Annotated in this window: 18 protein-coding genes; 15 read left to right on the forward strand and 3 right to left on the reverse strand. The window is 42.1% G+C overall.

Features of this window, described 5'->3' with window-relative positions:
* From asnB to V5G28_RS16360, 14 genes are all read left to right on the forward strand, one after another.
* Positions 1-1,953: an asparagine synthase (glutamine-hydrolyzing) gene (gene asnB, locus V5G28_RS16295; RefSeq protein ID WP_332991236.1), complete on the forward strand. Its 1,953-nt coding sequence runs from the start codon at positions 1-3 to the stop codon at positions 1,951-1,953.
* Between the two features lie 11 nt (positions 1,954-1,964).
* On the forward strand, positions 1,965-2,912 hold the full coding sequence (locus V5G28_RS16300; protein ID WP_332991238.1) for an NAD-dependent epimerase/dehydratase family protein: 948 nt from the start codon (positions 1,965-1,967) through the stop codon (positions 2,910-2,912).
* Between the two features lie 151 nt (positions 2,913-3,063).
* Positions 3,064-4,227: a glycosyltransferase gene (locus V5G28_RS16305; protein ID WP_332991241.1), complete on the forward strand. Its 1,164-nt coding sequence runs from the start codon at positions 3,064-3,066 to the stop codon at positions 4,225-4,227.
* 58 nt (positions 4,228-4,285) lie between these two features.
* Positions 4,286-4,927 (forward strand): sugar transferase, encoded by a 642-nt coding sequence (locus V5G28_RS16310; protein WP_332991243.1) that lies wholly within the window; start codon positions 4,286-4,288, stop codon positions 4,925-4,927.
* A 129-nt stretch (positions 4,928-5,056) separates the two neighbouring features.
* A complete protein-coding gene (locus V5G28_RS16315; RefSeq protein ID WP_332991244.1) occupies positions 5,057-5,812 on the forward strand; it encodes a PHP domain-containing protein in 756 nt (251 codons plus the stop codon).
* A complete protein-coding gene (locus V5G28_RS16320; protein ID WP_332991389.1) occupies positions 5,812-6,816 on the forward strand; it encodes an ATP-grasp domain-containing protein in 1,005 nt (334 codons plus the stop codon). Before V5G28_RS16315 ends, V5G28_RS16320 begins: the two co-directional genes overlap by 1 nt.
* Entirely contained in the window at positions 6,813-7,895 is a 1,083-nt protein-coding gene (locus tag V5G28_RS16325) for a peptidoglycan bridge formation glycyltransferase FemA/FemB family protein (RefSeq protein WP_332991247.1), read from the forward strand. Before V5G28_RS16320 ends, V5G28_RS16325 begins: the two co-directional genes overlap by 4 nt.
* A 100-nt stretch (positions 7,896-7,995) precedes the next feature.
* On the forward strand, positions 7,996-8,775 hold the full coding sequence (locus V5G28_RS16330; RefSeq protein WP_332991250.1) for a class I SAM-dependent methyltransferase: 780 nt from the start codon (positions 7,996-7,998) through the stop codon (positions 8,773-8,775).
* A gap of 142 nt (positions 8,776-8,917) precedes the next feature.
* A complete protein-coding gene (locus V5G28_RS16335; RefSeq protein ID WP_332991253.1) occupies positions 8,918-10,108 on the forward strand; it encodes a DegT/DnrJ/EryC1/StrS family aminotransferase in 1,191 nt (396 codons plus the stop codon).
* A 120-nt stretch (positions 10,109-10,228) separates the two neighbouring features.
* The gene (locus tag V5G28_RS16340; protein ID WP_332991255.1) at positions 10,229-12,406 is read left to right on the forward strand and encodes a GumC family protein; all 2,178 of its coding nucleotides are present in this window, start codon (positions 10,229-10,231) and stop codon (positions 12,404-12,406) included.
* Positions 12,407-12,752: 346 nt separating this feature from the next.
* The gene (locus V5G28_RS16345) at positions 12,753-13,517 is read left to right on the forward strand and encodes a peptidylprolyl isomerase (RefSeq protein ID WP_332991257.1); all 765 of its coding nucleotides are present in this window, start codon (positions 12,753-12,755) and stop codon (positions 13,515-13,517) included.
* A 635-nt stretch (positions 13,518-14,152) separates the two neighbouring features.
* Positions 14,153-15,433 (forward strand): S41 family peptidase, encoded by a 1,281-nt coding sequence (locus tag V5G28_RS16350; RefSeq protein ID WP_332991259.1) that lies wholly within the window; start codon positions 14,153-14,155, stop codon positions 15,431-15,433.
* A gap of 469 nt (positions 15,434-15,902) precedes the next feature.
* Positions 15,903-16,451 carry a hypothetical protein gene (locus tag V5G28_RS16355; protein WP_332991261.1) on the forward strand — a complete coding sequence of 183 codons (549 nt, stop codon included), beginning with the start codon at positions 15,903-15,905 and terminating at the stop codon, positions 16,449-16,451.
* 144 nt (positions 16,452-16,595) lie between these two features.
* Positions 16,596-17,705, forward strand: a complete 1,110-nt coding sequence (locus tag V5G28_RS16360) for an amidoligase family protein (protein ID WP_332991263.1) — start codon at positions 16,596-16,598, stop codon at positions 17,703-17,705.
* Positions 17,706-17,944: 239 nt separating this feature from the next.
* On the opposite strand, the gene V5G28_RS16365 is transcribed toward V5G28_RS16360, so the two are convergent.
* Genes V5G28_RS16365 through V5G28_RS16375 form a run of 3 tightly spaced genes read right to left on the reverse strand, consistent with a single transcriptional unit; the run spans position 17,945 to position 19,897 of the window.
* Positions 17,945-18,106, reverse strand: coding sequence for a hypothetical protein (locus V5G28_RS16365; protein WP_332991265.1), 162 nt, complete (start codon positions 18,104-18,106; stop codon positions 17,945-17,947).
* Positions 18,087-19,265 carry an IscS subfamily cysteine desulfurase gene (locus V5G28_RS16370; RefSeq protein ID WP_332991267.1) on the reverse strand — a complete coding sequence of 393 codons (1,179 nt, stop codon included), beginning with the start codon at positions 19,263-19,265 and terminating at the stop codon, positions 18,087-18,089. Before V5G28_RS16370 ends, V5G28_RS16365 begins: the two co-directional genes overlap by 20 nt.
* 2 nt (positions 19,266-19,267) lie before the next feature.
* Positions 19,268-19,897, reverse strand: a complete 630-nt coding sequence (locus V5G28_RS16375; protein WP_332991269.1) for a type I restriction endonuclease — start codon at positions 19,895-19,897, stop codon at positions 19,268-19,270.
* 177 nt (positions 19,898-20,074) lie between these two features.
* Here V5G28_RS16375 and V5G28_RS16380 point away from each other — a divergent pair, with 177 nt between their 5' ends.
* Positions 20,075-20,929: an FAD-binding domain-containing protein gene (locus V5G28_RS16380; RefSeq protein ID WP_332991272.1), complete on the forward strand. Its 855-nt coding sequence runs from the start codon at positions 20,075-20,077 to the stop codon at positions 20,927-20,929.
* The last annotated feature ends 25 nt before the right edge of the window (positions 20,930-20,954 follow it).

Here is a 20,954-nt window from a genome sequence, read left to right on the forward strand (position 1 = left end):
ATGTGTGGAATTACTGGCTTTTTTGATACCTCTGGACAAATTTCTACTGAGAAGATTGGGTCTGTCGTAGAAAAAATGTCCTCTCTTCTTGATCATCGTGGACCAGATGATGGTGGTATATGGGTAGATGCAAAGAACGGTATTGCCTTAGGGCACAGACGACTCGCTATTATTGATGTTTCTCCAGAAGGACATCAGCCTATGAAGTCTGCTGATGGTCGTTATGTCATTGTGTTTAACGGCGAAATTTATAACTTTTTAGAGTTACGGCATCAACTAAAAAATTTAGGTCACCATTTTCGAGGTCATTCCGATACTGAGGTGATGCTGGCAAGTTTTAGCCAGTGGGGAGTGAATAAGGCAGTTGAGCTATTCAATGGGATGTTTGCTTTTGCTCTGTGGGATGTCAGGGAGCGAGTTATATATTTAGGACGCGATCGCTTGGGTGAAAAACCCCTATATTATGGTTGGTTAAATAACACTTTTGTATTTGCCTCTGAATTAAAAGCTCTCAAAGCCCATCCTGATTTCTATCCAGAAATCAACCGTGATGCTTTGGCATTGTTTTTGCGTTATAGCTATATTCCTGCACCTGATTCTATTTACAAAGGAATCTATAAATTACCGCCAGCGACTCTCCTGAGTTGGGATGGGACAACTGCTCACCCTCAACTGATCCCCTATTGGTCTGCAAAACAAGCAGCAGAATCAGGTGTTGCTCACCCCTTCACAGGCTCAGAATCTGAAGCAGTAGAACAGCTGGAGGCACTACTAAAGAATGCGGTGGCGATACGAACGATTGCTGATGTTCCTTTAGGTGCATTTCTCTCAGGAGGGATTGACTCCTCTACAGTGGTAGCCTTAATGCAAGCTCAAAGTAGTCAATCAGTGAAAACCTTTAGTATTGGCTTTTATGAAGACAAATATAACGAAGCGCAACATGCTTTAGCTGTAGCACAGTACTTAGGTACAGACCACACAGAATTTTACGTTACTCCAAAAGATGCACTTTCAGTCATTCCTAAGCTACCAAGTTTATACGATGAGCCTTTCTCCGATCCGTCCCAAATTCCTACCTTTCTAGTCTCTCAACTTGCTAGACAGTATGTTACAGTCAGCCTGACTGGCGATGCTGGCGATGAATTGTTTGCTGGATACAAACGCTATTGGTTGTGTCGCAATATTTGGCAAAAAGTTGGCTGGATGCCTCAAACAATGCGCCATATAGCTGCTCATGCCTTGAGTAGTGTATCTCCAAAAACTTGGGATCATAGTTTTGTGACCTTTGGTGCTGTACTGCCAGCTAAACTCAAACACCAGGGCGGTTATGGCGATAAATTACACGCATTGTCAGAAATTTTGGCAGTTCCCGATTCGGATGCGATGTATGCTAGTCTTATTTCCTACTGGAAGAAACCAGAGCAAATAGTCATTGGTTGCTCTGACACTGTGACAGCTTTCAACAATCACCAATCTTGGTCAGAGCTACCCGATTTTACTCAACGGATGATGTACCAGGATATGGTAAAATATCTACCAGATGACATCTTGGTGAAAGTGGATCGCTCCAGTATGGGTGTAAGCCTGGAAGGACGAATCCCATTGTTAGATCACCGTGTAGTGGAATTTGCTTGGCGCATACCCCTATCAATGAAAATCCGTAACGGTCAAGGAAAATGGCTGTTGCGTCAGGTTTTATATAAATATGTGCCACAAAAACTCATAGAGCGTCCCAAAATGGGCTTTAGCGTGCCGCTTGAGAGCTGGTTGCGTGGTCCCTTGCGTGAGTGGGCAGAGGAGTTACTTAATGAAAGTCGCTTATATCAACAAGGATTCTTAAATCCCCAACCAATTCGCCAAAAGTGGACAGAACATCTGAACGGCGATCGCAACTGGCAGTACCATCTTTGGAACGTACTGATGTTCCAAGCGTGGCTAGATAAATATCACTAAATACTGAATTTATGGCTATCATCGTAACCGGAGCCGCAGGGTTTATTGGTTCTCACCTTGTAGAAGTGTTGTTGAAACAAGGACAAAAAGTTATCGGTATTGATGAATTCAATGATTACTACAATCCTGCCTTAAAGCGCAAGAATATTGCACACTTGCACTCCTCACCCAACTTTCAATTCATTCAGGGAGATATTCAGCTTTTAGACTGGCAAACACTTCTAGCAGATGTTGAGATTGTTTACCATCAAGCGGCACAAGCAGGAGTCAGAGCGAGTTGGGGTCAAGGTTTCCACGCCTACACCGAACGAAATATTAATGCTACGCAAGTGTTGCTGGAAGCAGCTAAGGATGCTAAACACCTGAAAAGGTTGGTGTTTGCCTCTACATCTAGTGTGTATGGTGACGCTGAAACTCTACCCACTCACGAGGGGATTTGTCCGCAGCCAGTTTCTCCTTACGGTATTACAAAACTAGCAGCTGAGAGGTTATGTGGGCTGTATCACAAAAACTTTGGCGTCCCTTTTGTAGCGTTGCGCTATTTCACAGTTTATGGACCCAAACAGCGTCCGGATATGGCTTTTCATAAGTTTTTTAAATCAATTTTGCGGGGGCAGTCAATTTCCATTTACGGTGATGGACAGCAAACGCGAGACTTTACGTTTATCAGTGATGTTATCGCAGCCAATTTAGCTGCCGCTACTGTACCTCAAGCCGTTGGCGAAATCTTCAACATTGGCGGTGGTAGCAGGGTGCCTTTAACGCAAGTCCTAAACATGATGGAAGAAGTTGTTGGACGCCCTATACAAAGGAAGCACATTGAAACAGCGATGGGAGATGCGCGTCATACTGCGGCGGATGTATCCAAAGCACAGAAGATTTTGGGTTATCAACCGCAAGTTTCTTTGAGGGAGGGTCTAACCCAGGAATGGCGGTGGGTTAAACAGTTGTATACATAATAAAAACTTATATTTTTTTCAATTGGGTGGAATACATCAAAAAGTCTAGGAAGGGCACCGTTAAGACAGATTAACACAATTGAACCCATACTTTATCCGGATAAGAACCCCTGTAAGCAAATACCAAGAGAATTAGAAGTAGAGAAGAACTATGCAAAAACTTTTAATAGTTGCGACAATTCCAGTGACACTCAGTAGCTTTTTCCCTTACATTACACGCCACTTACAAGCTAAGGGCTGGTGTGTCGATGGTATGGCGGCTGGAATCTCTACCGATCCTAAATGCTTGGAACTTTTTGATCACGTTTGGGATGTAGAGTGGTCGCGCAACCCCTTAAAGCCGCAAAACCTCATGGTTGCTCCACAACAAATTCGAGAGGTGATGGCACAACAGGAGTACGACATAGTAAATGTAACCACACCTGTTGCTGCATTTGTTACTCGCTTAGCGCTGAATGATTTACGAAAGCAGGGCAAATTTAAGATGATCTACACCGCCCAAGGGTTTCACTTCTACCGTGGAGGAGCAGCAATCAAAAACTCTGTTTTTCTGGGACTAGAAAAGCTGGCTGGACCTTGGACAGACTATCTAGTTGTGGTGAATCACGAAGACGAGGAGGCTCAAAAGCGTTATCGTCTTGTCAAGGATGAACAAATCCGCTACATACCAGGAACAGGGCTGAATACAGAGCGTTTTCATCGTCATATTATTTCTGAAGCCCAGATCATGCAGCTGCGCCAAGAGTTAGGTCTACCACCTAATTCTCCACTATTTCTCTCGGTCGCTGAGTTCATTAAGCGCAAACATCCTCAAGATGTTTTAAAAGCATTTGCTCGCCTAGCGAGACCGGATGTATATTTGGCTTTTGCTGGTAATGGACCACTCATGACCCAGACGCAGCAGTTAGCATCTCAATTGGGTTTGGAAAATCAAGTTCGCTTTTTGGGTGTACGCCGGGATATTCCTACTTTAATGAGTGCGGCAATAGCTACTGTGCTTGCTTCTGAGCAAGAGGGATTACCCAATTGTGTCATGGAGTCTATGTGTATGGAGACTCCAGTACTTGGTACGGATATCCGTGGAACTCGTGACTTACTAGAAGGAGGCTGTGGTCTGTTCGTCAAGGTGGGAGATATACAGGCACTGACGGCAGCAATGGCATGGATGCTGGATAACCCACAAGCAGCTAGAGCGATGGGTCAGCGTGGGCGAGAGCGGATCGCTAACTATGAAGTGTCACAAATTCTAAAGCAATACGAGGCTTTGTATACCGAGGCTTTACCGCGTAAAGAATTCGCCAGTGCTTCTGGGTGATGAAAAACCTAGCTACCAAAGTTTTTGCATTGATTAGACTTTAAGGATATATCTATCTATGAACGCTAAACATTTTCAGGGTGAGCGTGTCACAACCTATAACAGATTCATTAAGCCTGTATGCGATCGCGTCGTAGCAGCAATCGCCTTATTGGCTTTGACACCTGTGATGCTCATAGTTGCGATCGCCATTTACAGCAAGATGGGGCGTCCGATTTTCTTCTGTCAACCCCGCCCGGGTAAAAATGGTCGTATTTTTATCTTCTATAAATTTCGTACCATGACCAATGACAGAGGTCGCGATGGCAGCTTACTCTCTGATGGACGACGCTTGACACCTCTGGGTAAATTTCTCCGAAAAACCAGCTTAGATGAACTACCTCAACTGTGGAATGTACTCAAAGGTGACATGAGCTTTATTGGTCCTCGTCCTTTATTAATACAGTACCTGAATCGCTACTCGCCTGAACAAGCTCGCCGTCATGAACTTACACCAGGAATCACAGGTTGGGCACAAGTTAATGGTCGCAATATGATCCCTTGGGAAGAAAGGTTCGCTTTGGATGTTTGGTACATAGACCATCAATCCCTGCAATTAGATTTGTGGATCATGGTTTTGACAGTATGGAAAATTCTCAAACGTGAAGGCATTAACCATCCGGAAGCTGCAACCATGTTTGAATTCAAAGGAAATCCTTAGAAATTTACTGGTTAGTGGTTAGTAGCTACATAGTTTATGGAATCATTAACCACTAACTACTCTTGGCTAGGTCACATAGACCCTCTGAACTTGCACCGAAAAATCAATTCATGTCAAGGAGATGTAATAATGACTATAGCGCTTGAAAAAAGTACAAAGACTAAAAATTCTCACAAACCGTATCAATTTAGACGCTTTCTTGATCTACAGTGGTCTGATATCAACTGCGATCTACATATGCATACGAGTCGGACAGACGGCAAAGCTACAGTTTCAGATATCCTCCAGTTGTCTGTCCACCAAGGTTTAAGTTGCGTAGCCTTCACAGAACATGTCCGCAAAGATACAGATTGGTTTCCAGAGTTTGCCCAAGAAGTCAGGTCAAATGCAGAGTCTTATTTTCAACTTAAGGTATTGGTAGGTTGTGAAGCCAAGGCACTTGATTTCAACGGTGAATTGGATGTCTCAGAGGAAATTCTGGCTGAGTGCGATCTGGTGTTAGGTAGCGTTCACCGCTTTCCGAATGGTCAAGGGGGGTATATCAATGTGTCTCACCTAACTTCACAAGGATTTGCCCAAATTGAATTTGAACTCGCTCTGGGCTTACTGAAGTTTGCACCTATAGATGTGTTAGCTCACCCCGGTGGTATGTATTATAGACTTCACGGCGAGTTTCCAGCAGAGTTAATGCGCGAGTTAATGAAGGTCAGCCTAGAGCGAAACATCGCTATAGAAATCAATACTTCTTACATACGTAATCTCCCTAATTTCCTAGAGTTATGTGCAGAAGTTAACCCTTATGTTTCTATTGGTTCAGACATGCATCGTCTAGAGCAGCTAGCTAATTGTCGAGATCAGTTATTTCGGTTAGGAGTGGGAGCGTGATGAAAGTATTAGTGACTGGAGCGGGTGCTGTATTAGGTCAGGGTATCATCAAGAGTCTACGGATGGCTGATACTCCTTACCACATCATTGCGGTAGATCCCGATCCCCGTGCTGTTGGGTTGTATTGGGCAGATCAATCATACTTAGTTCCCTTAGCGACAGACCCATCTTATTTAGATGTCGTCTGCCGCATTCTTGAACGCGAAAGACCTGATGTGGTTCTGGTTGGTACAGATGTAGAACTCCTCACCTATGCTCAAAATAAGTTAGAGCTAGAATCTAACTATAAAACGCGAATCATTGTTAGCCCACCTCATGTCATCCAAATCGCTGATGATAAATGGTTGACTTATGAGTTCCTGCGAGCAAATGAATTTCCTTGCCCCAAATCAGCTTTGCCTAGTGGCATTTCTAAGCTGTTGCGGGAATGCGATTTTCCATTCATCGTTAAACCTCGGACTGGTGCTCGTTCTATTGGTGTTCACCTCGTGAGGAATGAGGAAGAACTCTATCAAGCATTAAGCCAAGTAGAAAATCCTGTCATTCAAGAATGTGTTGCCAATGCTGAGCAAGAGTATACCAGTGGCGTAGTCGTAGATATGGGAATTGCTAAGGCAGTAGTCACCATGCGGCGTGATTTGCGCGATGGCAATACTTATCGCGCTTATATCGAACCTGATGCTCCTTTCAACTGTTTGCTAGCAAAGATTGCTGAAGAATTGGGTGGAACGGGACCGTTAAATTTTCAATTCCGGGTTGAGCAAGGAATCCCGAAAATTTTCGAGATTAATGCCCGTTTCTCTGGTACCACTCCTCTGCGTGCTTATGCTGGATTTAACGAGGTGGATTACCTCGTACGGCATTATGTTCTAGGCGATTCTATTCCAGTACCTCAAGTGCGAGCGATCGCCATTTTCAAGTATTGGAATGAAATGATCGTTGAACCAGACCAACTGCAACGATTCACAAATAATTTAGAGCTTCTCAATGCTGTGGTTGCATGAATACCCAAATTATTCAATTATCAAATCCTTTGTGGTTAGAAACACTACAAAAAATCCGGCATGATATTTATCACTTGCCTGAATACTTTGCTCTGGAAGCCATCAGAACCAAAACGCTTCCAGAAGCGATTTTGATAGTTGATGACGACCGAATTCTTTTTGCACCGTATTTATTGCGTAGCTGCAATGACATAGGGACTTCATCAGAAAATATACAAGAAATTTTTCATGTAGTCTCACCTTATGGCTATCCAGGAATTTTGTTGAGCCAGACAGCTGTGAACACCTCAGATTTTCTGGATATTGCTATCAATGAGTTAAAACAGGTGTTAAAAGAAAAGGGAGCTTGCTCTGCTTTTTTTAGATTGCATCCCATTATTAACCAGAATTTATCTACATCTCATTTGGATATTTTTACAGATAATGGGAAAACAGTCTCTATAAATTTGGAACTGTCTGAGCAAAAAATATGGAGTCAGACCAAGTCAGACCGCAGAAAAATAATTAATCAATGCAAGCAAAATGGATTAAAAGCCAGGATGGTGATATTTGAGGAATACATTGAACAATTTGCGGAAATTTATGTAGAGACAATGACGCGAGTGGGTTCTGCAGCATTTTATTATACTTTCAATCATGAATATTTTTCTCACATGAAAGCCTTACTGGGGGAAAAACTACATTTATGTATAGTAGAAATTGATAATGAGGTTGCTTCAGGAGCTTTATATACTGAGTACTCCGGTATAGTGCAGAGTTTGTTCCGGGGAACGAGAACTAAGTTTTGCAACGTTTCCCCCAATTCCCTAGAAATTGATTATGTGAGATTTTGGGCTAAAGAACGTGGAAATAAAATTGTACACTTGGGAGGTGGACTGGGAGGTACACAAAATAGCCTCTATCATTTCAAAGCTACTTTTTCTAAAGTAAGGCATATTTTTTTGACCATGCGTCTGATTATAGATGAAAAAAAATACCTTTCTTTAGTTGAGCAGCAGGCAAAATATTTGAACATTCCTTCTGAACAACTACTAAATTCTCGCTTTTTTCCTGCTTACCGTTATCAAGAGCAAAACTAAGAGAAATTTCTTAGTTTTTTACACTTTTCATCCGAGTAAAGACAGTTTTTATACAATGGTATCCTTTTGCAATTGAAATAGAATTCAGGAGGTTTTCAAGATGACTGACACAATGAAAATATCTAGTATCAAGGAATTGTATAGTACGGACGAGTTTAATTTTTGGGCATATAAGGAATATTCTTTATTACCAGAAGAAAAATTTTTCATAGAAACTTTTTTAGATAAAAGCCTGAAAACTCTAGAGGCTGGTACAGGAGGAGGCAGAATAGTTTCATCAATGCATAAAATAGGTTTTAAAGACCTTTATGCCTTTGATTATGTATCAGATTTTATTGAGATAGCGAAAAATAAAAATAATTTCAACAATATCTGCTTTTCTGTTGATAATGCAATATCATTAAACTACAAAGATGGTGAGTTTGAACAATTGCTTTATCTCCAGCAAGTCATTTCTCTTATAGAAGATGAAGCAGGGAGGTACAATGCGTTTCAAGAAGCATATCGTATTTTAAAAAAAGGTGGAACAGCAATATTTTCATTGCTCAATTTTGACAGTAGAGTGACTAGCCCATTATATACACTCTATTTAGCGTATTTACGCATCTTGAGAAAATTTTGTAATGTCAATCGCTCAATTCAATATCTTCCCCAACTGAAGTATGCGGGTGAAATAAATTTAGAGTCACTGCTTGATAAACCACCTTATTTATATTGGTATCGGCTTGAAGAAGCATACCAAATTATCCAATCAGCAAATTTTAAAATAGTTGCCCTTGGTTCTGATTTTCAGGTGAGTCAAGGGAGAATGCATACTTCCTTAGAAACATTAAAACAAGCACCAAATCAGGGAATGCTGTATTTTGTTTGTACAAAATAAATATAGCAGTTGCCAGGTAAATTAGGACATGAACTCATGAGAAAATACGGACACCACGAGACTTACAAGTCTGTTCCCTGTTAAGAGTTCCCTGCTATACAAAAATAATCTTGGGTTGGCTTGTGAAAAGTCAAACAGAACTATGAATAAACCAATTCTCCTCTCAACTCCCCATATGGGCGATCGCGAACTAGAATTTGTCAAAGAAGCCTTTGATACGAACTGGATTGCCCCTGTTGGCCCTCATGTCGATGCTTTCGAGCAAGAATTTTGTCAAGTTATAGGTGCAAGTCATGGTGCTGCTGTAAGTTCCGGTACAGCAGCGATCCATTTAGCTTTGCGTTTGGTTGGTGTACAGCCAGGAGATGAAGTTTTTTGTTCTAGCCTAACGTTTGTGGCTACTGCGAACCCGATTACCTATTTAGGAGCAAAACCAGTCTTTATTGACTGCGATCGCATTTCTTGGAACATGAATCCCGACTTATTGTGGGAAACACTACAGCGCCGTGCTAGAACGGGAAACTTGCCCAAAGCTGTTATAGTTGTACACTTATACGGTCAAAGCGCAGATATCGACCCGATTGTAGAAGCTTGCGATCGCTATGGAATTCCTTTGATTGAAGATGCAGCAGAATCTTTAGGAGCCACGTATAAAGGACGTTCGCCCGGAACCTTTGGAAGAATTGGTATTTACTCCTTCAACGGTAATAAAATTATCACGACCTCTGGCGGCGGGATGTTGGTTTCTAACGACGAACAGCTGGTGAGCAAGGCTCGTTTTTTAGCAACCCAAGCACGCGATGGGCAAAGCCCCGCCAAGGGCGATCGCGCTCCCCATTACCAACACTCAGAAATTGGTTACAATTATCGGCTTAGCAATGTTTTGGCTGGGATTGGGCGGGGTCAATTGCGTGTTTTGAACGAGCGAGTTGCAGCTAGAAGACGCAACTTTGATATCTACCAAAAGGCTTTAGGAAAGCTACCAGGCATTGAATTTATGCCAGAAGTGAGTTTCGGTCAAGCAACTCGCTGGCTAACTTGCCTAACAATAAATCCTGAGGCTTTTGGGGCTGATCGAGAGCAAGTACGGCTTGCCCTTGCCGAACAGCAAATAGAATCCCGCCCAGTTTGGAAGCCTTTGCACCTCCAGCCAGTATTTGCTGATTGTGAATATGTTGGTGGTGCTGTGTCAGAAGATTTATTTGCACGCGGTTTGTGCTTACCTTCTGGCTCGAATCTCACAAGTGAGGACTTAGAGCGAGTCATTGATGCAATTTATGCTATTCACTGTAACCATAGCAAAAATCGCTCTTCCTTATTCACGGTTTTGTAGCTAATTTACAGCATAAACAAATTATCTCTGAAAATTTCAAATGGTTTAGCGATGCAATGAATATTTCATCTAACTAACAATCATAATAATTAACATAAACTGAAAATTGCTTTAAACATTATGGAAACACAAGAAACTAGTTTAAATTTCGCCAAATACTTGTACCTCGTCAAGCGCCATTGGTTACCTACTGCAGCAATATTTTTCCCGGTTTTCCTGATCTCACTGCTAACTCTCTCTTTGAAAAAGCCTGCTTATGAGGCAGAAGGAAAACTATCATTTCAAAGAACTAACACGATTTCTTCCCTTACAGGAGTAGGAACAGAAATCAGCAGGTTAGAACCCTTGGTAACTGATAGAAGTAATCCTTTAAACACAGAGGCAGAAGTCATTCGTTCTGTTCCGGTTGTGCAGAAAACTATCAACCAACTCAACTTGAAAAACAAAAAAGGGAAACCCTTAACCATAAAGGAATTTATGAAAATGTTGACAATTAAAGACGTTAAGGGTAGCGATGTTTTACAAGTTTCTTACAGAGACACTGACGCGAAAACAGCAGCAGAGGTTGTTAATACGCTGATGCAAAACTATTTAGACCAAAATATCGTTTTCCATAGAATGGAAGTTGCCGCCGCCCGCAAATTTCTAGAGGAACATTTACCAAAAGCCGAATTAGTTGTCCGCAAAGTAGATGCACAACTCCGCCAGTTTAAAGAAAAAAATCAAGTTGTTGCCTTGACAGAGGAAGCAACTAGAGCAGTGGAAAGAATGGCTGACTTCCACAAACAAATTGGCGACTCTCAATCTAGAATTGCCGATCTCGATGCTCAGTCTCGCGCTATCCGCAACCAATTGAAGATGAACTCTCAGCAAGCAGTTAGTACAACTTCAGTGAGTCAGTCTCGAGGGGTGCAAGATGTACTCACAGAAATCCAACAGCTAGAAACTCGACTTGCTGCTAAGAGAGTTATTTTGCAGGAAAATCATCCTGAAATTATCAATTTAAAAAGTAACTTAGCAGCGCTCAGACAAATACTAAAAACGCGTGTCAAAGAGGTTGTAGGAACCGCGCCATCAAATGTAAATCACAACTTGCAAATTGGAGAATTGCAACAAACACTCAGTGCGAGGTTAGTGGAATTAGAGACAACCCGTTTGGGTTTAACTAATCAAGTCATGGCTTTAAGCAACCTACAGGGTAACTATAGAAACAGGCTGAAGCTGTTGCCAAGATTGGAGCAACAACAACGAGAGTTACAACGTCAGTTAGAAGCTGCGCAATCTACCTATTCGCTGTTATTACAAAAGCTTCAAGAAAGCCGTATTGCCGAAAATCAGAATGTAGGCAACGCCCGCATTATATCTGCTGCCCAAGTTTATGAAGATCCGACTTCTTCTCCTATGATTTCGTACCTGAGTGCAGCCTTAATTGCTAGCTTAGCTGGTTTAGCAAGTATGTATATTTTGGAAGCAAGAGATAAATCCATTAAGACTGTTGATGAGGTAAAAGAATTATTAAAATTGACTTTTTTGGGTGTCATACCTGCCTTTAGTAATTCTAAAAAATCTCCTCGCCGTCAGGAAGAACTAGAGCCTTATAGCCAAAGACTTGTTGTTAGAAATATACCTCGTTCTCCTATTAGTGAATCTTACCGGATGCTACGAGCTAATTTGAAATTTGTGAGTGCAGATAAAGAATTAAGAACTATGGTCATCACGAGTTCTGTACCGCAGGAAGGTAAGTCAACAGTAGCTGCCAATTTAGCTCTAACAATAGCGCAAATGGAGCGTAAAGTATTACTGGTAGATGCAGATTTGCACCGCCCAGTTCAGCATCGAATTTGGGATTTAACAAATGATAAAGGTCTGAGCAATGTGATTGTTGGACAAGCGCAATTAAAGACAGCAGTCAAAACCGTCATGGATAATTTAGATATTCTTACTGCTGGCGTAGTACCTCCTTCTCCAGCCTCGCTGCTTGACTCCAGAAAAATGGCTGGTTTGATTGAAACTTTTGCTGCTACCTATGACTTCGTAATCATTGATGCTCCTTCATTAACGGTTGCTGCTGATGCTGCGACTCTAGGTCAAATGGCTGATGGTGTTTTGTTGGTAGTTCGACCGGGAGTAGTGGATTCTGTTAACGCCGCTATTGCTATGGAAGTTTTAGAAAAATCTGGTCAGAATGTCATAGGACAGGTGATAAATGGAGTGATTCCAGAAAATGAACGCCACAGCTACTACTACTTTAATAAGGAATACTATGCGCAAGAACAGGTAGCATTACAGAAAAGTTGAAAAGCTGGCTCATAAGATTTAACGCGAAATACAAAAAATATTGACCTTCAAATAGCCAAGTAATTTCTTACAATACATTTCTTCTCTAAACTAAATTTTCATCCATGTAGTCAAGTTTTTAGCGGAATTTTTACAGATAACAATAGGCTAAAAAAAAGACTAAGAAACGGCAAAATTAGTTGATGAAGCATCAGGTAAAACATTTTATGGTGTGGGTATTGTGTCCATCCATATTCTGTACTGGCGCTCTAGTAGCAAACGTGCAGATAGCTTTGGATCTAGAAACTTCTGAAATCTCATTAGTCATTCGTTTGAAGGAACAATGGCATTTATGAGAGGAGTGAGTATGTATAATCAAAATGGCTATATAGTAAATTTTTTTGGTCTATCTGTAGACTCGATAGAAATCATTAGCTACCTGCGCAAAAATTTACAATTGAAGGAAATTTGCCAGAAAATTTTCTATAAAAACATTATTTGTCAAGCGGCTCAGGAAAGAAGTTTAATAGTGACTCCAGAAGAAATTCAGATAGAGACAAACTACTGGCGCTTGGAAAAACATTTGGAGACAAATGACGATATTATTGTGTGGTTAACAAACCAGATGCTTACTGTAGAAGATTGGGAAGAAGCAATTCGTGATCGCCTGCTAGAGCAGAAATTATCTGAATCTTTATTTAGCCAAGAAGTAGAAATATTTTTTATTCAACATCAGCGTGAATTTGATCAGGTATTGCTTTATCAATTGGTTGTCCCCTATCAAGATTTAGCTCAGGAACTCTTTTATCAAATTTCGGAGCAACAAATTAGTTTTTATGAAGCAGCCCATCTCTATGATATTGATGAAAGACGCCGTGATAAATGTGGTTATGTAGGGCAAGTTTACCGCTACAATTTCAATCCAGAACTAGCAGTTATTGTGTTTAATGCTGGCGTAGGAGAATTAATTGGTCCAGTGACAACTCAAGAGGGAATTCATTTATTGACAGTAGAAGAGTTTATTCCATCTGAACTTACCACTACAATACGGGAAAATATCTTAAATCAGATGTTTATGCAATGGTTAGAAAGTCAGCTTAATCATCTGTTGCAAAGCGGTGGTTCAAGTTAATTGACTTGTACAGTACTTCGATGCCTGCTGGCTCCCCCACAATTGAGGATAATTTATTTCTTGGAAATCCCTAAGTACCCTCAAGGGTACCCTCTATAATCCAATACGGTTCAGTTAAGGTTGATGTGTAAAAAATCACGTTTTTAGAGACGCGACGCCAGTCGCCTACGGAGGGAGACCCTCCAAAGGGCGCTGGCTCGCCATGGCGCGTCTCTACATTGTGTTGGTGATAAGGGTTCTGGTGTAAAAATTCGTTTTGAGTACCCGGTCATTCATCCCACGCTCCCCTCCGGGTGAGACGTCGGGCTTCTGACCGAATCAACTAAGTTTGATTGGTGCTAGTGGGGTGGCGGGTATAGCTTGTTGATGAAGTTCTTTGGAGTAGTGAAAGAATACTGAGCAGGTTATTGCAATTGAGTATTGGTCGAAATTTTGGCTTAAGGGTATTTGCGGTTTTAGTTAGTTTGATGAAATACCAGAGGTGGAGTTATTGGTGAAACGTTTTGGCAAAAAGCGGAACCAATAGCAGAAGATTTTCATGAATCAGCGTTGTCTAATAAATCTGATCTACAGACATAGCATCTTAAGTCTCTACAACGCGTCTACCCTAGAAGAACAACCGCAAAGCAGACATCATGAAAAGACTTGTCCCCCCGAAATTAAATAGGTTTGCTACAGCAACGCTGATAAGTGTCTCAGTATTGCTTCTCCTCTGGTTGACCTCGCCATTAGCGAAAACACTAGCAAAACCAGAGATTAAAATCTTTGACCAAGTCTGGCAAACTGTCAACGAAAACTTTTACGATCCAAAACTTAACGGAGTGGACTGGAAAGCAATGCGGCAAAAGTATGAACCTCAAGCCGTGCGAACCAAATCTAACCAAGAAGTTGCTGGTGTTATCAATCAGATGCTTTCGGAATTGCGAACCTCTCACACCCGGTTTTACATTCCAAATGAGCCAGCATACTACCAGCTTTTGGGGATTTTTCAGGCAAGGAACCCCGAGTTTCAAAAGCAGTTAAAGAAATTCTTCCCGAAAGGCAAGATTGAATACAGTGGTATTGGTGCAATTACCAAAGACATTAATGGTAAGACCTTTGTCAGTGGTATTCTCGATGGAAGCCCAGCTGCTAAAACTGGGTTAAAAGTGGGCGACCAACTCCTAAGCGTAGATAATCGTCCTTACCAGCCGATACAATCTTTTACAGGTAACGCAGGTCAGAAAGTTACGCTGTTGATTCAAAGAACACCAGACGCCAACAGCCAAGAAAAAATTGTTGTGACTCCGAAGATGTTCGATGCGTCTACTATGTTTCTGGAGGCGCAGCAAGCTAGTACCCAGGTTATTCAACGCAACGGTAAGAAAATTGGCTACGTTCATATCTGGTCAAATGCTGCTGAGCCAGATCAGGAGAAACTTCGAGAAGACCTGATCTACGGTCGCCTTAGAGATGCACAAGCGTTGGTTTTGGATTTACGAGATGGTTGGGGTGGAGGAGATATTGGTTATCTCAACATCTTCACTGCACAAGAAGGTCCTAGTATTACCAGTATTCCCCGCAATGGCAAAAGATATACTTATATTTCTCAATGGAAAAAGCCTGTAGTTATGGTCATTAATGAAGGGAGCAGAAGTAGTAAGGAAATTTTGGCGTACGCCTTCCAGCAACATAAAATAGGACCTGTGGTTGGTTCCAAGACAACGGGAGCAGTGGTTGCTGGTCGTCCTTTTTTGATGTCAGATGGTAGCTTCCTTTACTTAGCAGTTTCAAATGTGTTTATCAACGAAAATCAACGGTTGGAAGGTAAAGGAGTCACGCCTGATATTAACGTTCCATTCTCATTGGAGTATGCTCAAGGTGCAGACCCGCAAAAAGAGCGAGCAATAGAAACTGTGCTGCAAGCAGTCCAGTAGCGCAGCTAAACGATGATATGTGCAATATCTTTTGGAAGTGACTTGATTTTTTGCTGCTCGTTGCTGTTCTGTTGGACAGAAAGCCGCAAATTATTAAAGCCTGAGCAAGCTACTAGAAATTTCTGCGATTTTCAGAAAAGTCCTTCTTCAAGACTGTATTAATAATTGAAACCAAACATTAATCAAATCAAGGGAGAAAACTCCAAAACTGAATTCCTTTTTAACCTCTTTACTCTGTGTTCTGGAGCGTCTCTGTGGTTAAATTACTTTAAAACCGCAGAGGCACAGAGGAGGACACTTCTGTGCCGGGGTTCTCTTCGTTGAAGCAACTGCCGTCCCGTTGAAGAAAGTGTCCATTAGCGCAGAGAGAAAAAAGAGATTTTATGAGTCATTATTAGGTCAAACTAATACCTCTATTGTCCAGAAAAAAAGTCAAAATCAAATATCCAAAATACAGGATTGATTCAAAATGAAATGTAATTTTAAGATTTTCTTATTGTTATTAACTTTGCTATGTTCTGTTGGCACTTCTATCAATGCAGCTGTTGCCCAAGAGACTAGTAGCACTACTTTATCAACTCAATTGAGCGCTCAACGAGAGAACGGCAATATTCTATTAGCACAAAACAGGACAGAAGAACAAGAACTTCAAGCTTTTTTTAATAGCAAATACGACTATTGGGATGCCCGTGTTTTGGCAGATTATTGGGGACAGTCGGTAAGCGATGCCAAAGCTCGAATGGGCAGAAAGATTCTTTGGGGTCCAGAAAATGTTGCTATCCTCAATCAGTTTCTTGTAGATGCAAGAGTGAACGCTTTACAGTCAGTGAAACCAGCGAAAAACCCTAGCTCCTACAAATTTTTTAGAGTGTCAAACTATTCCTATGATGATGCAAGAGCACTGGCTAAATTTTGGGGCGATCGCTCACCTATGGATGCAAAACTACGCATTGAGCGCAATCTCATTTTAGGCAATAACGAGATGATTGAACAAGCGTTACGATATTCTCGCCGCTAGATCTAGGAAGTGCAGGGTGGATGTCATTACGAAACACTTATAGCGGTAAGAACCCGGAGTAAGGTACACAAAGAAATAATGAACCACAGATGGACACAGATGGACACAGATAATTAATTACTTTATTCAATTGAATTACGCTATATGTCTTTGAACTGGAAAATTGGCTTTGAAATTGAGCTGATGGCACCTCGGGGACTCAGCAGACAGGACTTAGCAGAGTTGATAGCCCAACAACATGATGCGGGAGTGCGTCGTGTCTTTCATCCTCAGTCTGAACCAAGTCAGGTTCCGGGAACTCCCTTGTTCCAAAATCTGACTTTGGGGTTTGAGGTGATTGATCAACAGGGGCGTTTGATTGCAAGATGTGTGGATGATCTCACCCTTCAGGATGACTTGGATAAAACTCAAAAACCCAAACCAGGATGGTATCGAATTGTCAGTGACGATACTAGACTTCTGCAACTGGTGAACAGCCAAGCTAACCCTGCTGATTCCCTTACTACAGTCCTGAAGCCAATTGCGAGTTTATTTTCTACCTATGCGGAAGCAGGACCTGGGGGGATGGTACGTATTGCTGATAATACAGACAATCCAATTGCGATCGCCGCACCTCTACCAGGAGAACGAGAACGTCCTTGTGAGTTAATTACGCCACCTATTGATAGCAATCATGGCGATCGCCTGGAGGTTCTCTTATCAGCAGCACGTGCTATTGGCTTCACAATTCCTGCTGAAGGTGCAACCCACCTGCACTTCGATGCTATCCCCTTATGTTCTGCCCCTGTTTTCGCTAATCTAGTGAATCTCTTATGGACACATGGAGAAAATTTAAAACGATTGGTGGGAACTAATTCCAGATGCAGACGTTTGGGAATGTGGGACGAGGAGTTGTTGGTATTGATCAACGAATCGGATTTTTGCGATCTGTCGTGGTTTGATGCTAAAGCACGTCTTGCCAAACTTGAGTTAACAAAATATTGTGACTTTAACCTCAAAAACCTAATTCACCCCATCCCTGATAAATTTACCTTTGAAGCTCGTATTTTCCCCTCCTTTTTGCACACACAACCTCTTATCGAGGTAGCGGCGTTGATGGAAGCAATCCTACGCTATGCAGCAACGGCATCTAAGATATCACCCACTGCACCCTTGAAATGGAAATTAGAATCCGTGCAGGAATTTCTCAAAGCACTCCCAATAGCTGAACATTTTCGCTGTGTTTGGTTGTCTCGTGCTGCTAGCGTTGGCTAATATGATGTCCGGATGAGTACTTATAAAAAACGAAGAACCTCACCCCAACCCTCTCCGAACTTGCGGAGAGGGGAAGAGAGGCGGGTGAGGTAACGCAGGAATTATAAATTTATCTGTATCAGGACTTACGCACTGAAAACCCGAAACCTCGATCCCCCCTAGCCCACGCCAGTCCGCGAGGAACCCCCAAAACAAGGCTGGCTCTCCTTAAAAAGGGGGGAATCTTAAAAGCCCCCTTTTTAAGGGGGTTGGGGGATCTCTTCTGCGTAAGTCCGATGTATGTCACATATGGCGATCGCCTCCAGCAGTGCGGTACAACCAGCGATTGGCTTTGCCACTGCCCCTTGGGCGATCGCCCACTGCACCTGTTGCTCAAAACACTTACCGATTACCCATTGCAAATGAATCTTGTTTTCTTAAGCTTTGAATGGTGGCAATTGTATGCTGTGCCACCTTGTCAATTTCCTCAACCGTGTTGAACCGTCCTATACCAAAGCGTATTGACGCATAAGCGAGCGCTTCCGAGTGTCCCAGTGCTGTGAGAACATGGGAAGGGGCAGTTGTTGCAGAAGAGCAAGCAGATCCAGAAGACACCGCCATCACTGGTTGCAACCCTAACAGCAATGCAGATCCATCTACCCCTTCAATACTAATATTTAGATTTCCCGGTAATCGCTGAGTGGAATGTCCATTGAGATGAATTCCCTCAAGCTGAGAAAGTTGTTCCCACAATCTTTGCCTGAGTTGCGTCAGGCGTTGGCTTTCTGTCGCTTGTTCTTCTAAAGCAATCTCCACAGCCTTACCAAATCCTACAATTTGCGGTGTATACAATGTGCCAGAACGCATTCCGCGTTCATGTCCACCACCATGCTGCTGCGGAGCAAGTTGCACTCTAGGATTACGACGGCGAACGTACAGCGCACCAATACCCTTGGGACCGTAGACTTTATGTGCTGTTAGCGACATTAAATCAATTTTCAGCGCCTGCACGTCTAGGGGTATTTTACCAATAGCTTGTGCTGCATCGGTGTGGAAAAGGACATTACGTTCTCGGCACATTGCGCCAATTTCTGCCAATGGCTGCAACACACCAATTTCGTTATTCGCCGCCATCACTGAAACGAGAATAGTATCGGGACGCAAAGCTTTTTCCAACTCGGTTAAATCAATCAGCCCATCTTTTTGGACTGAAAGGAATGTAATTTCAAAACCAAGGGTTTTAAGATACTTGCAAGGGTCAAGAACTGCGCTATGTTCAGTGACAACAGTAATAATATGCTGTCCTTTTTGAAAATAGGCTTCAGCAACACCTTTGATACCTAAATTATTCGCTTCTGTCGCACCACTAGTGAAGACAATTTCTTCTGGCGTTGCGTTAATTGCTGCTGCCAAAATTTCCCGCGTTTGTTTCACAGCAGCTTCCGCTTCCCAACCGTAAACATGACTGATGCTGGAGGGGTTGCCAAAATGTTCTGTAAAAAAGGGTAGCATAGCAGCAAGTACCCGTTCATCCACAGGTGTAGTCGCTTGGCAATCGAGATAAATAGGGCGTTGAGACATAGCTATTGGCTGATAATTGTACCCAGTGTTTTTAATACAGCAAGCACTTGATATAATTCATTTCCTCGTCTTAACAGAGTGAATTCATCAGATAAAGCATACTTTGGTTTATCTTGCTGAGGCAGTTTCAGGAAAATAAAATGGCTACCATTCGATACTAATCCAAATACAGGTTTTTCTGGATTAGGATTTGCCAGGATGTAAGCGAATCCTTGGGGTATTGCTTCTAAAAGAGAAAAACTAGCCCTTTTGGATTCAATAACCAACAACCACAACTGCTGTTGCAGAACTAAAACATCTATTCGCCCTCTGATAATTTCTTCTTCATCCTCCAAGGCAATTTCTATAGATTCTTCGGTAGCAATAAAAAAAGGTTCACTATAAAAGCCGGCTAAATCTAATAAAGGAGACAACACTACCATTTTTACCGCATCCTCTAAAATTGGTGGGCGCTTAACCAATCTGAGGAAGTTGGTTTTAACTCTGTCTAAATATTGCTTTTCTAAAACTGTGATTTCAGGTAAACCCTCAAACCACTCTGTAAAAAATTCCTCATTCTCCACTACTTGCAAACCAAATCTTTCTTCTAAATAGCTAAGAGAGACATTTTGAGCCTGGATGACTTGAACCATAGTTCAATCAAAAAGTGATATTAACCATTGTATGGTGAAAATTTCCTAACAAATGGTGAAATGGTGGGTGATGCAATAGATACGCGATAATAGGAAATTAGCCTGGGTCGGCAAGCTTTATTTGTAAAGCTGTAACTTTACTCATCTGGCTATTTTAACCTGCTATTTTGACGCAAAATGACTAAAGATATGCAACGCGACTTTACCAACCGCGATGAGTTGGTAGCCTACCTCCGCGAACAATTCCCCAAAGCCGCAGAACGGGATGATCATATCAGCGAAACCGTCGGTGGACGTAAAGCCGCTGAGGCGGTACTACAAAAAGTAGACTCCGTACGCTACGCAAAAACACGTAACTTTTTCACAGGTGCTGTTACACGGCTTTCTCCTTACATTCGTTATGGCGTTCTCAGCTTACGCGAAATTCGGGATTACGTTCTTGGGCGCGTCAAATCCCAAGATGATGCAACGAAACTCATTAACGAGTTGGGTTGGCGTGACTACTGGCAACGGCTATATGTCAAGCTGGGCGATCGCATTTGGCAAGACCAAGAGGAGTACAAAACTGGGTATACTGTTGCTGAATATGCACCTGAGTTACCCGATGATATTAAACAAGGCACCACAGGACGAGTGTGCATCGACAGCTTCAGTCATGATCTGCGGGAAATTGGCTACCTGCACAACCATGCACGGATGTGGATAGCAGCTTACATTGTCCATTGGCGGCGTATTCGTTGGCAAGCGGGAGCAAAGTGGTTTCTTCAACATCTTTTAGATGGTGATCCAGCAAGTAATAATATGTCGTGGCAGTGGGTAGCCAGCACCTTCAGCCACAAACCGTATTTTTTCAACCGCGAGAACTTAGAACGCTACACTGAAGGCGTTTACTGCCGAAAATGTCCTTTATATGGTAAGTGTGACTTTGAAGGAAGTTATGAAGAACTGGAAGCGCGGCTGTTTCCCAAAGGGGAATTTACCAAACAACCTAATAGTCAAAGTTGGCAGAAAGGGAAGAAAGGCAAAAGGTAAAATTAAAGTTAACCGGAAATATGCA

The sequence above is a fragment of the Scytonema sp. PRP1 genome (assembly GCF_036697665.2).
Taxonomy (GTDB): domain Bacteria; phylum Cyanobacteriota; class Cyanobacteriia; order Cyanobacteriales; family Nostocaceae; genus Kalymmatonema; species Kalymmatonema gypsitolerans.

Bases quoted from the DNA above. Each gene is read 5' to 3' on its own strand.
- V5G28_RS16375 (WP_332991269.1), bottom strand. From the start codon at position 19,897: ATGGTTCAAGTCATCCAGGCTCAAAATGTCTCTCTTAGCTATTTAGAA.
- V5G28_RS16310 (WP_332991243.1), top strand. From the start codon at position 4,286: ATGAACGCTAAACATTTTCAGGGTGAGCGTGTCACAACCTATAACAGA.
- V5G28_RS16325 (WP_332991247.1), top strand. From the start codon at position 6,813: ATGAATACCCAAATTATTCAATTATCAAATCCTTTGTGGTTAGAAACA.
- V5G28_RS16345 (WP_332991257.1), top strand. From the start codon at position 12,753: ATGTATAATCAAAATGGCTATATAGTAAATTTTTTTGGTCTATCTGTA.
- V5G28_RS16315 (WP_332991244.1), top strand. From the start codon at position 5,057: ATGACTATAGCGCTTGAAAAAAGTACAAAGACTAAAAATTCTCACAAA.
- asnB (WP_332991236.1), top strand. From the start codon at position 1: ATGTGTGGAATTACTGGCTTTTTTGATACCTCTGGACAAATTTCTACT.
- V5G28_RS16330 (WP_332991250.1), top strand. From the start codon at position 7,996: ATGACTGACACAATGAAAATATCTAGTATCAAGGAATTGTATAGTACG.
- V5G28_RS16370 (WP_332991267.1), bottom strand. From the start codon at position 19,265: ATGTCTCAACGCCCTATTTATCTCGATTGCCAAGCGACTACACCTGTG.
- V5G28_RS16335 (WP_332991253.1), top strand. From the start codon at position 8,918: ATGAATAAACCAATTCTCCTCTCAACTCCCCATATGGGCGATCGCGAA.
- V5G28_RS16340 (WP_332991255.1), top strand. From the start codon at position 10,229: ATGGAAACACAAGAAACTAGTTTAAATTTCGCCAAATACTTGTACCTC.
- V5G28_RS16320 (WP_332991389.1), top strand. From the start codon at position 5,812: ATGAAAGTATTAGTGACTGGAGCGGGTGCTGTATTAGGTCAGGGTATC.
- V5G28_RS16360 (WP_332991263.1), top strand. From the start codon at position 16,596: ATGTCTTTGAACTGGAAAATTGGCTTTGAAATTGAGCTGATGGCACCT.
- V5G28_RS16305 (WP_332991241.1), top strand. From the start codon at position 3,064: ATGCAAAAACTTTTAATAGTTGCGACAATTCCAGTGACACTCAGTAGC.
- V5G28_RS16380 (WP_332991272.1), top strand. From the start codon at position 20,075: ATGACTAAAGATATGCAACGCGACTTTACCAACCGCGATGAGTTGGTA.
- V5G28_RS16355 (WP_332991261.1), top strand. From the start codon at position 15,903: ATGAAATGTAATTTTAAGATTTTCTTATTGTTATTAACTTTGCTATGT.
- V5G28_RS16300 (WP_332991238.1), top strand. From the start codon at position 1,965: ATGGCTATCATCGTAACCGGAGCCGCAGGGTTTATTGGTTCTCACCTT.
- V5G28_RS16350 (WP_332991259.1), top strand. From the start codon at position 14,153: ATGAAAAGACTTGTCCCCCCGAAATTAAATAGGTTTGCTACAGCAACG.